We start from the raw sequence: 14,176 nt of genomic DNA on the forward strand, positions 1-14,176 counted from the left end.
TCACGGCCTCCGGCGGGGTCCGCACCCCGGCCGGATCAGCGGCGGGCGCCCCGATCCGAGCGCTCCTGGGCGCCCCAGCGGGGCTTGCGGCCGCCGGGGCGTCCCCCGCGGTCGCCGCGGAAGCCGCGGTCGTCCCGGTCCTTGCGGAAGCCGCCACGATCCTCGCGGGAGCCGCGGTCGTCCCGGTCCTTGCGGTACCCGCCGCGCTGGCCGCCGTCGCGGTCCCCGCGGAAGCCGCCGCGCTCGCCGCGGTCCTTGCGGAAGCCGCCGCGGCGCTCACCGCGGTCCTCGCCGTCGCGCTCGGCGCGGGTCGGGCGGCCGGTGTCCTTGCGCAGGCCGAGGCGACGGCCGTTGATCTCGGCGTTGGCCGCGGCCTCGAGCTGGGCCGAGGTCAGGTCTGCCGGCAGCTCGACGAGCGAGTGGTTGCCACGCAGGTCGATCGCGCCGATGGCCGAGGCGGGCAGGCCCACCTCGTTCGCCAGCGCGCCCACGATGTTGCCCGGCCGCACACGGTCCTGGTGGCCGACGGCGATCCAGTACGTCGCGTTGCCGGCCGCGGGCTCCCGGGCCGGGCCACGCGAGCCGCGGCCGTCGCTCGCGCCGCGCTCACGGCCGCCGTCGCGCCCACCCTCGCGACCGCCGTCGCGGTCCTTGCGGCCCCGGCCGCCGCCGGACGGGATCTCCTGTTCGCGGGCCAGCAGCGGGCGGCCGCCCTGGGCCATCATGCCCAGCGCGGCGGCCACACGCGCCGGCTCGACCTCGTGCTCGTCGACGTACGCGGCGACGATCTCACCGAACACCGCCAGCTCCTCCTCCGAGGCGCGCTCGAGGGTGCGGGTGATGCCGTCGGCGAAGCGGCGCTTGCGGGCCGCGTTGACGTCGGCGACGGAGGGCACGGCCATCTCCTCGACCTGCTGGCGGGTGGTCCGCTCGATCTGCTTGAGCAGGAAGCGCTCGCGCGGGGTCATGAAGAGCACGGCGTCGCCCTGCCGGCCGGCGCGGCCGGTGCGGCCGATGCGGTGCACGTAGGACTCCGCGTCCTGCGGAATGTCGTAGTTGACCACGAGCGAGATGCGCTCGACGTCGAGGCCGCGGGCGGCGACGTCGGTGGCTACGAGGATGTCCACGCGGCCGGCCTTCAGGTCCTCCACGGTCTTCTCGCGCTGCTTCTGGGCGACGTCGCCGGAGATGGCCACGGCCTTGAACCCGGCGCGCGTGAGCTTCTGGGCGAGCTCCTCGGTACCGGCACGGGTGCGCACGAAGGCGATGACGCCGTCGTGCTCCTCGGTCTCGAGGATCCGGCTCAGGGCCTCGAACTTCCACTGGTGACCCACCTGCAGGTAGCGCTGGCGGATCGTGGCGGACGTCGTCGACTGACGGGCGACGGCCACCTCCTCCGGCGCGTTCAGGTACTGGGCGGAGATGCGGCGGATGGCCGGGGGCATGGTGGCGGAGAACAGCGCGGTCTGCTTCGTGTCCGGGGTGGAGGCGAGGATGCGGTCCACCTCCTCCGCGAAGCCCATGCGCAGCATCTCGTCCGCCTCGTCCAGCACGAGGGTCTGCAGGTCGGACAGGTCCAGCGAGCCGCGCTCGAGGTGGTCGATCACGCGGCCCGGCGTGCCGACGACGACCTGCGCGCCCCGGCGCAGTCCGGCCAGCTGCGGTCCGTAGGGGGAGCCGCCGTACACGGCGAGCACGGAGACGTCGTCGAGGTGCTTGGCGTAGCTGTCGAAGGCGTCGGCCACCTGGAGGGCGAGCTCGCGGGTCGGGGCGAGCGCGAGCACCTGCGGGGTGTCCGCGCGCCCGGTCACGTCCGTGGTCTCGGCGAGGCGGGACAGGGCCGGCAGCGCGAACGCGCCGGTCTTGCCGGTGCCGGTCTGGGCCAGGCCCACGACGTCGCGGCCCGCGAGCAGCAGGGGGATGGTCGCCTCCTGGATGGGCGAGGGCGCGGTGTAGCCCAGGTCCTCGACGGCTGCCAGGACGCGGGCATCCAGGCCGAGGTCCAGGAAGGTGGGGCCGGCGGGCTCGGCGGGAGCCTCGGGGGCGTCGGGCTCGGCGGGAGCCTCGGGGGCGTCGGGCTCGGCCGGGGCCTCGGGGGCGGCGGGCTCGGCGGCGTCGACCTGCGGGACGGTCCCGGTGGCCTCCAGCTCAGCCTCGGCGAGCTCGGGGGCGACGGTCTCCGCCTCGGGGGCGGTCTCCACGGGCGCGGCGGTCGGGGCCTCGGCGGTGGTCTGGGGATCGAGGATGTCGGACATGGGTCCTCCTGGGGGGATGCGCGGGCGCACGCCGGAGGACGTCGGTCGCGGGTCGACGTCGTGGGGCGCAGGGGCCAGCTGGGTCAGATGATTCCGTCCACCCGGCAGCCCCCGAGGGCCACGACGTTCGTGGCCCGCACACACATCTGCACAGACATCTGCAGTCCGGCGTGGCACACGCGTCCACGCTCACTCATCACAGGGGAAAGACCGGATCCGGTCTGATCAGTCTACGCCACCGGGCTGCGGGGTGGGCTGTGCCCTCGGACACCCCGGTCGCTCACCGGCCGGGACGATAGGCTCGGCACGTGCCCCAGAACAGCGAAGACCGCCCCCTCGCCCGCGGGCTCGGCCGGGCCGCCGGCCGTGCCGCCCAGTCCTTCCGGGAGAGTCAGCGGGCCGACGACGCACGGCTGCGCGCCGAGCGCGCCCGCCTCACCGCCGAGGACGAGGAGCGCCTGGGACGGCGTCGCGCGGACCGCGAGCGCGACCTGGCCGCGCGGGACGCGGCCGAGTCCGACGCCGGCCTCGTCCACCCGCTCCTGAAGGTCGCGCGCCTCTACTGGCTCGCGGTCACCGTGGTGCTGATCGGCATCGCGGGCGCGTTCCTCTGGAACGGGGCCCGCGCACAGGACAGCGGCGAGCCCGTCATCGATCCGCTCACCGGCATGGAGTCGGTGGGCGTGCTGGGCGGCGCGACGGGGCAGTTCACGATGGGCACCGCCGTCGCCCTGCTGGCCGCGGCGTCCCTGTGGGGCTGGATCGGTCTGCTGCGCCGCCGTCGTTCGGCGATCGGGACCCTGACGTTCATCGCCGTCCTGCTGGCCGCCCCCGCGTTCCTGCGGGCCAACGGCCTGCTGATCATCCTCGCCGTCGTGATGCTCCTGGGCGCCGCGCTCGTCTGGCTGCCGCCCGTGCGCTCGCGCGTGCGGCGCTGAGCCCGCGCGTCCCGCCCCGCCGCCGGGCGGCGGCGCCGCTCAGTCCTCCACGGGACGGGCGGAGGCGACGACGGGCCGGGCCGTGGCGAGGTCGTACTCCATGACCTGACGGCCGCCGATCCACACGCGCAGGGCCCGCTGCATGACATCGAGCGGGTCGCCGGACCAGAGCACCAGGTCGGCGTCCTTGCCCACCTCGAGGGAGCCGATGCGGTCGTCCAGCCCCAGCACGCGCGCGGGATGCAGGGTGATGGCGCGCAGGGCGGTCTCCCGGTCCAGGCCCTCCTTCACCGACAGCGCCGCCTGGTAGACGAGGAAGTCGATGGGCACCACCGGGTGGTCGGTGATGATGCTGATCTCGACGCCGGCCCGCGCCAGACGCCCCGGATTGCGCATCGAGCGGCCCCGCAGCTCCGGCTTGGACTTGGTGGTGAACAGCGGGCCGATCAGCACCGGCACGCCGCGGGCCGCAAGCTGGTCGGCCAGCGGGTGCGCCTCGGTGCCGTGGTCCAGGACGAGGTCGTAGCCGAACTCGTCGGCCAGGCGCAGGGCGGTGGCGACGTCGTCGGTGCGGTGGCAGTGCTGGCGCCAGGGGATCGTGCGCTCCAGGACGAGGGCGAGGGCGTCGAGGTGGGGGTCGCGGGTGAAGGGCTTGCCCTCGCGCTCGGCCTCCGCGCGGCGGGCCATGTAGCCCTGCGCCCGCAGGAACGCCTCGCGGATCACGAGGGCGGTGCCCAGCCGCGTGGACGGGGTGCGGCCCTTCTCCTTGTAGACGTTCTTGGGGTTCTCGCCGAGGGCGGACTTCACGCCCGAGGGACTGCGCAGCACCATCTCGTCCACGGTGCGTCCGTGGGTGTGCAGCGCCACCGCCTGGCCGCCGATCGGGTTGCCCGAGCCGGGGTTCACGTTCACGGTGGTCACCCCGCCGGCCAGGGCGTCCTTCCAGCCCGGCTCGTTCGGGTCGACGGCGTCGATCGCCCGCACCCCGGCCATCACCGGGTCCGTCATCTCGTTGACGTCCGCGGTCGCACCGACCTCGCCCTCGGCGTGCATGCCGAGGTGGACGTGGGCATCCACGAAGCCGGGCAGCAGCCAGCGCCCCTCGCAGTCCACCACCTCGGCGCCGTCGGGCGCCTCGACGTCGGGGCCGAGCGCGGTGATCCGGCCGTCCTCGACGAGCAGGGCGCCGTCGAACGGCTCGGCGGCGACGGGGACGACATGGGCGTTGACGAAGGCGGTGAGGGTCATGCCCGTCACACTACGCCGCCCCGTGCTCCCCACCCGTGCGCTAGACCTCTGGCGGACGTCGGCGGGTTAGAGGCTGCCCAGAGCCCGCTCCAGGTCCGCCACGAGGTCCTCGGCGTCCTCGATGCCCACCGACAGGCGCAGCAGGTCGTCCGGCACGGCCAGCTCGGTGCCGGCCACGGAGGCGTGGGTCATCTCCGCCGGGTAGTTCATCAGCGACTCGATGCCGCCCAGGGACTCGGCGAGCTGGAACAGGCGGGTCGACTCGGCCACGCGGCGGGCCGCCGCGGCGCCGCCGGACAGGCGCAGCGAGACCATGCCGCCGAAACCGCGCATCTGCCGCTGCGCGAGCTCATGGCCGGGGTGGTCCGGCAGCCCCGGGTAGAGCACCTGGGAGACCTCGGCGCGGCCGGTGAGCCACTCGGCGACCGCCTGGGCGTTGGCCTGGTGACGGTCCATGCGCACCCCGAGCGTCTTGAGGCCGCGCGTGGTCAGGTACGCGTCCATGGGCCCGTTCACGGCCCCCGCCGCGAACTGCTGGAACTTCACCTGCTCGGCGAGTGCGGCGTCCGGGATCACGAGCGCCCCGCCGATCACGTCCGAGTGGCCGCCGATGTACTTCGTGGTGGAGTGCACCACCACGTCCGCGCCGAGGGCGATCGGGGACTGCAGGTACGGCGTCGCGAAGGTGTTGTCCACCACGAGCAGGGCGCCGTGCGCGTGGGCCGCCTCGGCGACCGCGGCGACGTCGGAGATCTTCATCATCGGGTTCGACGGGGTCTCCAGCCACACCATGACCGGCCCCGTGGCGGCGGCGCGCTCGACGGCGGCGGCGACCTGCTCGGCGTCCCCCATGTCCACGACGACGTGCTCCACGCCCCAGGGGGCGAGCACGCGGGAGATGAGGCGGTAGGAGCCGCCGTACACGTCGTTGCCGAGCACGATCGTCATGCCCGGCCGGCCCGCGCCCATGATCAGCGCGGTCTCCGCGGCCAGGCCGGAGGCGAACGTGAGGCCGGTGGCCCGGGGCGCGCCGGACTCGTCGACGCCGGCCTCGAGCGCGGCCAGCTGCTCCTGCAGCGCGTCCCGGGTGGGGTTGGTGCCGCGGCCGTAGTCGTAGCCGCGCCGCAGCTCGCCGACGGCCGTGGGCGCGTAGGTGCTCGAGAGGTGGATCGGCGGGACGACGGCGCCGAACACCTCATCCAGGTGCTGGCCCGCGTGCACGGCGCGCGTGCCGAAGCCTCCCCCCCGGGGGTGTGCGGCGGCGTCTTCGGCGCCGGTGTCGGGGGTGGTGGCGTGCGGGTCCTCGTGGACGTTCTGCTCGGTCATCTCGGGAGCCTCCTCGGAGAGATCGGGTCGGGTGGGGCGGGCACGGCCGGTGCGGCCGGCCTCAGGCGGTGACGTGGGCGAGGACGTCGTGCAGGGTGACGACGCCCTGGACGCGGCCGGCCTCGAGCACCAGCAGCACGGGGTCCTGGGCGAGGCGCCGGGCCACGGCGCGCAGCGGGGTGCGCGCCCCCAGGCAGGGCAACACGGGGCCCATGACGTCGGCCACGGGGGTCTGCGCGGTGGCCCGCCCCGCGGCGAGGGCGTCCGCGAGCGCGGCGGAGGAGACGGTGCCGCGGACCTCGCCGATCCGCAGGTCGTGCCGGGGCTCGAGGATCACGGGCAGGGCGTCGACGCCGTACCGGTTCATGGTCGCCACGGCGTCCGCCACCGAGGTGGTCGGGGCCGCGGTGACGAGGGTGGGCACGGAGCCCGGGAACAGGTCGGCCTTCTCGGTCAGCAGCTCCCCCGCCGTCGCGGACCAGCGGTCGGCCTCGGCGGGGGCGCCCGCGCGGGTCGCCGGCTCGGCGTCGGCGTGCTCGAGCACCTCGACGGGCGTGCCGGCCCCGCCGGCGGCCCCCGTGGCGCCGTCGTCGTCCATCTGCGGGACCGCCGAGCGGGTGCGCCCGCGCGCCCACGCCGGCAGCACGGTCTCGCGGACGTCGTAGTCGAAGCCGCGCTCGTCCATCCACGGGTCGTTGAAGATCTTGGCGAGGTAGCCGCGGCCCGAGTCGGGCAGCACGATCACCATGACGTCCTCCGGGCCGAGCTCGCGGGCGGCGCGCAAGCCGGCGACGACGGCCAGACCGGAGGAGCCGCCCACGAGCAGGCCCTCCTCGGCGGCGAGGCGGCGGGTCATGGCCAGGGCCTCGGCGTCCTCGACGGCGATGACCTCGTCCGGGACCGCGGGGTCGTAGTTGTCCACCCACATGTCCTCGCCGACACCCTCGACGAAGTAGGGCCGGCCGGCGCCGCCGGAGTACACCGAGCCGCTGGGGTCCGCGCCGATCACGCGGACCGGACCGGACGGGCGGTCCGCCGAGACCTCCTTGAGGTAGCGGCCGGTGCCCGTGATGGTGCCGCCCGTGCCGGCGCCCATCACGACGTGGGTGACGCGGCCGGCCGTGTCCTCCCAGATCTCGGGGCCGGTGGTCTCGTAGTGGGAGGCCGGGGCGGCGGGGTTGAAGAACTGGTTGGGCTGATAGGCCCCGGGGATCTCCCGCACGAGGCGGTCGGCGACCCCGTAGTAGGACTCCTCGGACGTCGGGTCCACGGCGGTGGGCGTGACGACGAGCTCGGCGCCGTACGCGCTGAGCACGTCCCGCTTCTCCTGACCCACCTTGTCCGGGGTGACGAACACGGTGCGGTAGCCCTTGAGCTGTGAGACCAGGGCCAGCCCCACGCCCGTGTTGCCCGAGGTGGGCTCCACGACGGTGCCGCCCGGGCCGAGCAGGCCCTCGCGCTCGGCCTCCTCGATCATCTTCAGCGCGATGCGGTCCTTCACGGAGCCGCCGGGGTTCAGGTACTCGACCTTCACCAGGACGGTGGCCTCGATGCCCTCCGTCACGGAGTGCAGCTTCACGAGCGGGGTGTGCCCGATCAGCTCGAGGACGTTCTCGGCGTACTGCATGGGCTGCGCAGGGGTGGGCGCGGGGGTCTTTTCACTCACGCACCCCACGCTACGCCAGGGGCCGGACGCCGAAGGAGGGCTCCGGACACGCGGGGCAACGCCCGGCGTGCGCGCCGTCACGGCCGACGTCGTCCTGTCCGGGCCCGGGTGTACGGTGCGGGCATGACCGCCCCGGACGCCGAGCGCCGCGTGCGCGTGCCCGTCCCCGTGGACGTCGCGCTCACCCTGCGCCCCCTGCAGCGCGGTGCGGCCGACCCCACGGTCCGCGCCACACCGCAGGGCGTCTGGCTCACTCTGCGCTCCCCCGCCCCGGACGTGGCGTCGGACGGCCCGGGCCGGCCGACGTCGTTGCTGGTCTCCGGCGTCCGGGAGGCCGCAGGGGGCGGCACCGCGGTGACGGCCCGCGCGTGGGGCGCGGGCGCGAGCGCCGCCGTCGCCGGCGTGGAACGCCTGCTCGGCCTGCACGACGACGGCTGGGAAGCCTTCGACGCCCTGCTGCGGCCGGACTCCGGCGCGCCCGCGCTGCCGCCGCACGTGCGCGAGGCGCGGCGGATGCGGGCCGGGCTGCGGCTGCCGGCGGCGGGCGCGCTGTCCCGGCAGCTGCTCACCGCCGTGCTCGAGCAGAAGGTCACCCACGACCAGGCGCGGCACGGCTGGCGCACCCTCGTGCGGCTGGCCGCCCGGATCGACGACGACGGGCCCGCCCCCGGCCCGGTGCCGCCGGGGATGCTGCCGCCGCCGACCCCGGCCGCCGTCCTGCGGATCCCCTCGTGGGACTGGCATGCGCGGGCCTGGGTGCAGCCCTCCCAGTCGCGGACCATGCTGGAGGTCGCCCGGCGGGCCGCGAGCATCGACCGGCTCGGCGACGCGGTCGCCCCCGGGGACACGGCCGGGGTGGCCGCGCTGGCCCGGCGCCTGGAGTCGGTGCCCGGGATCGGGCCGTGGACCACGGCCGAGGCGCTGCAGCGCAGCCACGGGGCGGCGGACCTCGTCTCCGTGGGCGACTACCACCTGGCGCAGTACGTGGGGCAGGTCCTCACGGGACGCCGGACCGACGACGCCGGGATGCTCCGCCTGCTCGCGCCATGGGCCGGGCACCGGCAGCGGGTGGTGCGGATGATCGGGCTCTCCGGAGAGCGCAAGCAGGCGTTCGGGCCCAAGCTCGCCCCGGCCGACCACCGCGCCCACTGACGCGACGCCGGGCCGGCCGAGGCCGTGCCGGCGCGTCCGCGCGACCCCTCCGCTCCTGCACAGGCCGCTGCTCCCGGCGTGTCCTCCCCAGCCCCGGCCGGGTCCGGCCGGCCGCCCGCCCCGGGTTCCTAGCGTGGGCGATGCCGCTCCGACCGGTGCGGCGCCGCCGGGACCCTGATGAGTCCCCACCCGGGAGGAGACCGCCATGACCACCGCCTTCGAGCCCCGCCCGCACACCGCCGCCGCCCCGCGCGAACCCGACCCGCACGGCCCCGGCACGCCCGGCTCCCTGCGTCCGGGCGAGCGCGGCTCCGTGCTCATCGTGACCCGCCACCCCGACCCGGACGAGGCCATGCGGCACGCGATGGCCTGGATCACTGCCTTCGAGGAGGACTGCGGCCTCGTGCTGGACACGGACGAGACCGCGCTCTACGCCGTCGGCCGAGCGGGCGACCTGGGTGAAGCCCTGCGTCGCGGCCCCCTGGTCCACGAGGACGGCAGCCCCGCCGACACCTCCGCGTTCGTGGACGCGGTGCTCGCGGACGGCACGTGGCGCCTGCGCGACGCCGACCCGCGGGCGTGGTCGACCACGTACCGTGCCACGATCCTGGGCGCCACCCCCGAGGCGGTCTGCACCATCTGGGACGTGTTCCCGCTGCCCGCCGCCTGAGGGTGACGGTCGTCGTCAGCCCGCACCCTGGGCGTGGGCCTGGGCCTGGACGACCTTCGCGCCCTCTTCGCGCAGCTCGACCTTGCGGACCTTGCCGGAGACGGTCATGGGGAAGGCGTCGAGCACGCGGACGTAGGCCGGGATCTTGAAGTGCGCGATCCGGCCCGTGGCGAACTCGCGGACGGCGTCCACGGTGAGCGGCTCGACGCCGTCCTTCATGATCACGCAGGCCATGAGCTGCTCGCCGTACTTCTCGTCCGGCACGCCCACCACCTGGACGTCCTGGATGTCCGGGTGGGTGTAGAGGAACTCCTCCACCTCGCGCGGGGAGATGTTCTCGCCGCCGCGGATGACGAGGTCCTTGATGCGGCCCTCGATGCGCACGGAGCCGTCCTCGTCCATGGAGGCGAGGTCGCCGGAGTGCATCCAGCCGTCGGCGTCCAGCACCTCGGCGGTCTTCTCGGGGGCGTCCCAGTAGCCGAGCATCACGGAGTAGCCGCGAGTGCACAGCTCGCCCGTGGCCCCGCGCGGGACGACGTCACCGGTGGCGGGGTCCACGATCTTCGTCTCCACGTGGGGCATGGTCCGGCCGACGGTCTGGGTGCGCACCTGTAGGGAGTCGTCGCGGCGGGTCATGGTGGACACGGGCGCGGTCTCCGTCATGCCGTAGCAGATGGCGACCTCGGACATGTGGAACCGGTCGATGACCTTCTTCATCACCTCGACAGGGCACGTCGAGCCGGCCATCACGCCGGTGCGCAGCGTGGACAGGTCCAGCGCGTCCGCCTCGGGCCGGGCGAGCATGGCGATGAACATCGCCGGCACGCCGTACAGGCTCGTCGCGCCGGTGGCGGCCACGGCCCGCAGCGCCGAGACCGGCTCGAAGCTGCGCGCCGGGATGACGGCGAGCGAGCCATGGGAGACGGTGGCGATCACGCCGATCACCATGCCGAAGCAGTGGAAGAACGGCACCGGGATCACCACGGTGTCCTCCTCCGTGTAGCCCAGCAGCTCGCCGATGTGGAAGCCGTTGTTCAGCACGTTGCGATGCGTCAGCGTGACGCCCTTGGGGAAGCCGGTGGTGCCCGAGGTGTACTGCAGGTTCACGGGGTCCGCCGGCCGGGTGGCGGCCTCGCGCGCGGCCAGGTCCTCGTCCGAGACCCGCGCGGCCCCGGCCAGGAAGGCGGCCCACGTGCCCTCGGCCACGGGATCGGCGGCGTGCCGGCCGGCCACGTCACCGTCCTGCACGTGGGCGTAGGCGTCCTCGCCGCTCCCGGCCGGCAGCATGATCAGCTGCCGCAGGTGCGGCGCCGACTCACGGGCCACGGCCCGCGCGGTGGCGGGCGGGTCCATGCGTGCGTCCGCGCAGGCCACCACCAGCCCGCGCATGTCGCACTGCTCGACCACGTACGTCAGCTCGTGGGCGCGGTACGCCGGGTTGAGGTTCACGAGGATGACGCCGGCGCGTGCCGCGCCGTAGAGCAGCGAGACCCACTCGGCGACGTTGGGGCTCCACATCCCGATCCGGTCCCCCGCCTCGTAGCCCGCAGCCATGAGCGCCTTGGCCACCGTCACGGACTCCTCCCGCAGCTGCCCGTAGGTCCAGGTGCGTCCGGTGGCAGGGTCCCCGTCCGGTCCACACTCCAGGAGGGCGGCGCGGTCGGCGAACCGGCGGGCGGTGTCGTCGAGGTTCTGGGCCAGGGTCTGCTCGAGCAGCTCGACGTCGGTCGGTCCCTGGGTGAAGGACTCGGGGGCGGTGGACTCGGTCATCGGGCGCTCCTCGCGGACGGTCGGGCGACGCCGCACGGCGTCACGATGCACGGCCGTGCCGCCGCCGGACCGCGGAGGGCATCGGGTGTGACACGGACCACAGGCAGGCTACGTCGCCTGGCGGGAGGCCGCCACCTCCCGGGGCGGGGACGCGGGGTGTGCCACGGCCCCGGACGGCAGAAGACCCCGGGACCGTACGGTCCCGGGGTCTTCGTTCCGGTGGCAGATACTGGATTCGAACCAGTGAAGGCAGTGCCAGCTGATTTACAGTCAGCCCCCTTTGGCCGCTCGGGAAATCTGCCGTGCCACCCGGCGGCTGCTGGGCGTCTTGAGGACGACCGCACCGGTCGGGCGAGAGTCGACTGTACAGCATCTCCGCGCCACGCCGCCAATCGGCCCGGGACCGCGTCCGTCGTCCCCGGTAGGCTGGCCCGCAGAGCGCTCCGCGCGGCCCTGCAGTGGCCGTCGACGACGGGCGCACCCCGTCCGCAGACCCTGAAGGAGAGCACCCGTGGCCAGCGATTCCACGTTCGACATCGTCAGCAAGGTGGACAGCCAGGAGGTGTCCAACGCCCTGAACCAGGCGCAGAAGGAGATCGCCCAGCGCTACGACTTCAAGGGCGTCGGCGCCGAGATCGACTTCTCCGGCAAGAAGATCCTCATGAAGGCCTCCTCCGAGGAGCGCGTCAAGGCCGTCAAGGACGTGTTCGAGTCCAAGCTCGTCAAGCGCGGCATCTCCCTCAAGTCCCTCGACGCCGGCGCCCCGTTCGCCTCCGGCAAGGAGTACCGCATCGAGGCGACCATGAAGGAGGGCATCGACCAGCCCACCGCGAAGAAGATCACCAAGCTGATCCGCGACGAGGGCCCCAAGTCCGTCAAGGCCCAGATCCAGGGGGACGAGCTGCGCGTGTCCTCCAAGTCCCGCGACGACCTGCAGTCGGTCATCGCGATGCTCAAGGACTTCGAGGACGCGGACCTGCAGTTCGTGAACTTCCGCTGATCCGCACGCCGTCTCCCCTCCGAGCCCACCAGGAGTCCCCATGCTGTACCTGATCGACCCTCGCGGGGCCGTGTGGTCCGCCGACACCACGATCGGCCGGGCGCGGGCCCGGGCCCGCGTGGACGGCCGCCCGGTCGACGACCTGAAGTTCACCAAGGCCGCCATGCTCCTGACCTTCGAGGACCATGTGGACCTCGCGCTGCGTCACGGCATCGCCGCCCCGCGCGGCCTCCTCCTCGACCACGGGTTCGTGGCCCAGGTGCTCGCCCCCGCGAACCTGAAGGCCCAGCGCGCCAACCAGGACGCGATCGCCGAGCAGCTCGCGGTGGTGGAGCGTCGCACGGAGGACGTCGGATCGCTGCGCTCCCACCGGCACGCGGCCGCCTACGAGGGCGCGGACCAGGATCTGGAGCGCCGCATCAAGAAGGCGGAGGAGGCGGCCCGCGAGACGCTCCAGGCGGCCCCGGACGAGGACCTCGTCCGCCACTGGACGCGCCTGGGCGGCGCGGTGCCGGCCACGCTCCAGGCCGACCGCGACCGCTGACCCGCCGGCCGCCGTCGTCGTGGTGGCTCCCGTGGACGGCGGCTCAGGCTGCCGCGAGCCAGACGTTTCGGCGGTTTCGCGGCCCGATCTGCAGCAGAATCATCTGGCTCACGGGCAGAAACGTCTGGCTCGGCGCTCCTCGGCGGTCGCGGGCTCGCAGCCTCCCGCCACGGAACCCCGCGCCCGCTCAGGGTGTGGGGTTCCGCGCGTCGTAGCGCAGGAAGCCGGGCTGCCACCGCATCAGCGCGGTCACGCCGAGCATGCACAGCACACCGCCGGCCAGCAGGGTCGGCCCCTCCCCCAGGCCCACGGAGGCGCCGCCGGTGAGCAGCTCGCCCAGGCGCGGCCCGCCCGCCACCACGACGACGAACACGCCCTGCAGCCGGCCGCGCAGGTGGTCCGGGGTCGCGGACTGCAGGATCGAGCCGCGGAAGACGCCGGAGAGCGAATCCGCGGCCCCGCCCACCGCCATGCACAGCGCGGCGAGGGCGAACGCGAGCGTGAGGCGGGGATCGCCGTCGGGCAGGGACTGCGCCCACCACACCACGCCGCCGAACGCGGCCACCGCCGCGCCCCACACGAGGATCGAGACGTACACGCCCCAGCCCTGCGCATGCAGGCGTGTGAACGGCGCGGAGAACAGCCCCGCGAGGAACGCGCCCGCCGCCATCGCGGCCAGCAGCACCCCGACGGCGGCCTCACCGCCGCCGAGCACCACGGCGCCGATGGCGGGCAGCAGGGCGCGCGGGAACGCCGTCGTCATAGCCACGATGTCCGCCAGGAAGGTCATCCGCAGGTTCGGTCGCGAGCCGAGGAAGCGCAGGCCCTCGACCACCGAGGCCAGGCCCCAGCGCGTCCCCGAGGCGGTCGCGGTCTCGGCCCGCTGCGGCGGCAGGGACGGCAGCCGCCACACGGCGTACAGGGCGGCGAGGAAGGTGACGACGTCGATCGAGTAGGTCCACGCGTAGCCGACCGCCGCCACGAGCACGCCGCCCAGCACGGGGCCGACCATCAGGGCCACGGAGAACGTCATCATGTTCAGCGCGTTCGCCGCCGGCACGAGCGGCAGGCCCACGAGCGCGGGGATGATCGCGCCGCGGGTGGGCTGGTTGATGCCGGACGCGCCGGAGTGCAGGGCCACGAGGGCGTACAGCACCGGCACCGACTCGAGCCCGGCCCAGGCCTGCGCGGCGATGCCGACCGTGGTCAGCCACATGACGGCCGACGAGGTCAGTGCGACGCGGCGGCGGTCGTGCCGGTCCGCGATCGCGCCGCCGTACAGGCCCGCGACCACGAGGGGCACGAGCGCGGCGAGGCCGAGCAGGCCCACCGCGAACGAGGAGCCGGTCAGGGCGAACACCTCGAGGGACACCGCCACGAGCGTGAGCTGCGTGCCCACGTACGCGAGCGTGTTGCCGAGCCACAGCCGCCGGTAGGCGGGTGAGACCCGCAGCGGGGTGATGTCGACGAGGAGGCGGGCCACCCCGGAAGCCTAGCGCCGGGGCGGCCAGGGCCCGCCCCGGATCAGGCGGTCGGGACGGAGGCCCCGTCGCGGGAGATGCGGGTCATCTCCTCCCGGTCCACGACCTTCACCCGCTCCCGCGCCA

11 protein-coding genes and 1 tRNA gene are annotated in these 14,176 nt (G+C 74.5%); 5 read left to right on the forward strand and 7 right to left on the reverse strand.

The features are described from left to right. Positions 1-35 precede the first annotated feature (35 nt). Positions 36-2,255 carry a DEAD/DEAH box helicase gene (locus NR072_RS03720; protein ID WP_256836191.1) on the reverse strand — a complete coding sequence of 740 codons (2,220 nt, stop codon included), beginning with the start codon at positions 2,253-2,255 and terminating at the stop codon, positions 36-38. Positions 2,256-2,563: 308 nt separating this feature from the next. On the opposite strand from NR072_RS03720, the gene NR072_RS03725 reads away from it, so the two are divergent. Continuing rightward, complete coding sequence (locus NR072_RS03725) at positions 2,564-3,193, forward strand: hypothetical protein (RefSeq protein WP_170748054.1); 630 nt, start codon at positions 2,564-2,566, stop codon at positions 3,191-3,193. A gap of 39 nt (positions 3,194-3,232) precedes the next feature. On the opposite strand, the gene NR072_RS03730 is transcribed toward NR072_RS03725, so the two are convergent. The 3 genes from NR072_RS03730 to NR072_RS03740 form a co-directional block, all read right to left on the reverse strand. Further along, positions 3,233-4,441 (reverse strand): amidohydrolase, encoded by a 1,209-nt coding sequence (locus NR072_RS03730; RefSeq protein WP_098094549.1) that lies wholly within the window; start codon positions 4,439-4,441, stop codon positions 3,233-3,235. A 66-nt stretch (positions 4,442-4,507) separates the two neighbouring features. Next, complete coding sequence (locus NR072_RS03735; protein WP_206495894.1) at positions 4,508-5,767, reverse strand: cystathionine gamma-synthase; 1,260 nt, start codon at positions 5,765-5,767, stop codon at positions 4,508-4,510. Between the two features lie 61 nt (positions 5,768-5,828). Then, complete coding sequence (locus NR072_RS03740; protein WP_256836197.1) at positions 5,829-7,394, reverse strand: pyridoxal-phosphate dependent enzyme; 1,566 nt, start codon at positions 7,392-7,394, stop codon at positions 5,829-5,831. Positions 7,395-7,556: 162 nt separating this feature from the next. Here NR072_RS03740 and NR072_RS03745 point away from each other — a divergent pair, with 162 nt between their 5' ends. Next, a complete protein-coding gene (locus NR072_RS03745) occupies positions 7,557-8,585 on the forward strand; it encodes a DNA-3-methyladenine glycosylase (protein ID WP_102708520.1) in 1,029 nt (342 codons plus the stop codon). Positions 8,586-8,790: 205 nt separating this feature from the next. Then, on the forward strand, positions 8,791-9,255 hold the full coding sequence (locus tag NR072_RS03750; RefSeq protein WP_256836194.1) for a hypothetical protein: 465 nt from the start codon (positions 8,791-8,793) through the stop codon (positions 9,253-9,255). Between the two features lie 15 nt (positions 9,256-9,270). On the opposite strand, the gene NR072_RS03755 is transcribed toward NR072_RS03750, so the two are convergent. Then, the gene (locus NR072_RS03755; protein WP_036317684.1) at positions 9,271-11,025 is read right to left on the reverse strand and encodes an AMP-binding protein; all 1,755 of its coding nucleotides are present in this window, start codon (positions 11,023-11,025) and stop codon (positions 9,271-9,273) included. A gap of 220 nt (positions 11,026-11,245) precedes the next feature. Beyond that, positions 11,246-11,327 (reverse strand) — tRNA-Tyr (locus tag NR072_RS03760). 209 nt (positions 11,328-11,536) lie between these two features. Here NR072_RS03760 and NR072_RS03765 point away from each other — a divergent pair. Together NR072_RS03765 and NR072_RS03770 are read left to right on the forward strand one after the other, a co-directional pair. Beyond that, a complete protein-coding gene (locus NR072_RS03765) occupies positions 11,537-12,025 on the forward strand; it encodes a YajQ family cyclic di-GMP-binding protein (protein WP_256836196.1) in 489 nt (162 codons plus the stop codon). A gap of 40 nt (positions 12,026-12,065) precedes the next feature. Further along, positions 12,066-12,569 carry a hypothetical protein gene (locus tag NR072_RS03770; protein WP_036317679.1) on the forward strand — a complete coding sequence of 168 codons (504 nt, stop codon included), beginning with the start codon at positions 12,066-12,068 and terminating at the stop codon, positions 12,567-12,569. Between the two features lie 187 nt (positions 12,570-12,756). On the opposite strand, the gene NR072_RS03775 is transcribed toward NR072_RS03770, so the two are convergent. Further along, on the reverse strand, positions 12,757-14,052 hold the full coding sequence (locus NR072_RS03775; RefSeq protein ID WP_036317676.1) for an MFS transporter: 1,296 nt from the start codon (positions 14,050-14,052) through the stop codon (positions 12,757-12,759). Between the last annotated feature and the right edge of the window lie 124 nt (positions 14,053-14,176).

It is taken from the genome of Micrococcus sp. Mcc89 (assembly GCF_024519795.1).
GTDB classification, from domain to species: Bacteria; Actinomycetota; Actinomycetes; order Actinomycetales; family Micrococcaceae; genus Micrococcus; species Micrococcus luteus.

Coding starts and splice junctions, on each gene's coding strand:
- NR072_RS03730 (WP_098094549.1), bottom strand. CDS start 4,441: ATGACCCTCACCGCCTTCGTCAACGCCCATGTCGTCCCCGTCGCCGCC.
- NR072_RS03755 (WP_036317684.1), bottom strand. CDS start 11,025: ATGACCGAGTCCACCGCCCCCGAGTCCTTCACCCAGGGACCGACCGAC.
- NR072_RS03735 (WP_206495894.1), bottom strand. CDS start 5,767: ATGACCGAGCAGAACGTCCACGAGGACCCGCACGCCACCACCCCCGAC.
- NR072_RS03745 (WP_102708520.1), top strand. CDS start 7,557: ATGACCGCCCCGGACGCCGAGCGCCGCGTGCGCGTGCCCGTCCCCGTG.
- NR072_RS03770 (WP_036317679.1), top strand. CDS start 12,066: ATGCTGTACCTGATCGACCCTCGCGGGGCCGTGTGGTCCGCCGACACC.
- NR072_RS03750 (WP_256836194.1), top strand. CDS start 8,791: ATGACCACCGCCTTCGAGCCCCGCCCGCACACCGCCGCCGCCCCGCGC.
- NR072_RS03720 (WP_256836191.1), bottom strand. CDS start 2,255: ATGTCCGACATCCTCGATCCCCAGACCACCGCCGAGGCCCCGACCGCC.
- NR072_RS03740 (WP_256836197.1), bottom strand. CDS start 7,394: ATGCAGTACGCCGAGAACGTCCTCGAGCTGATCGGGCACACCCCGCTC.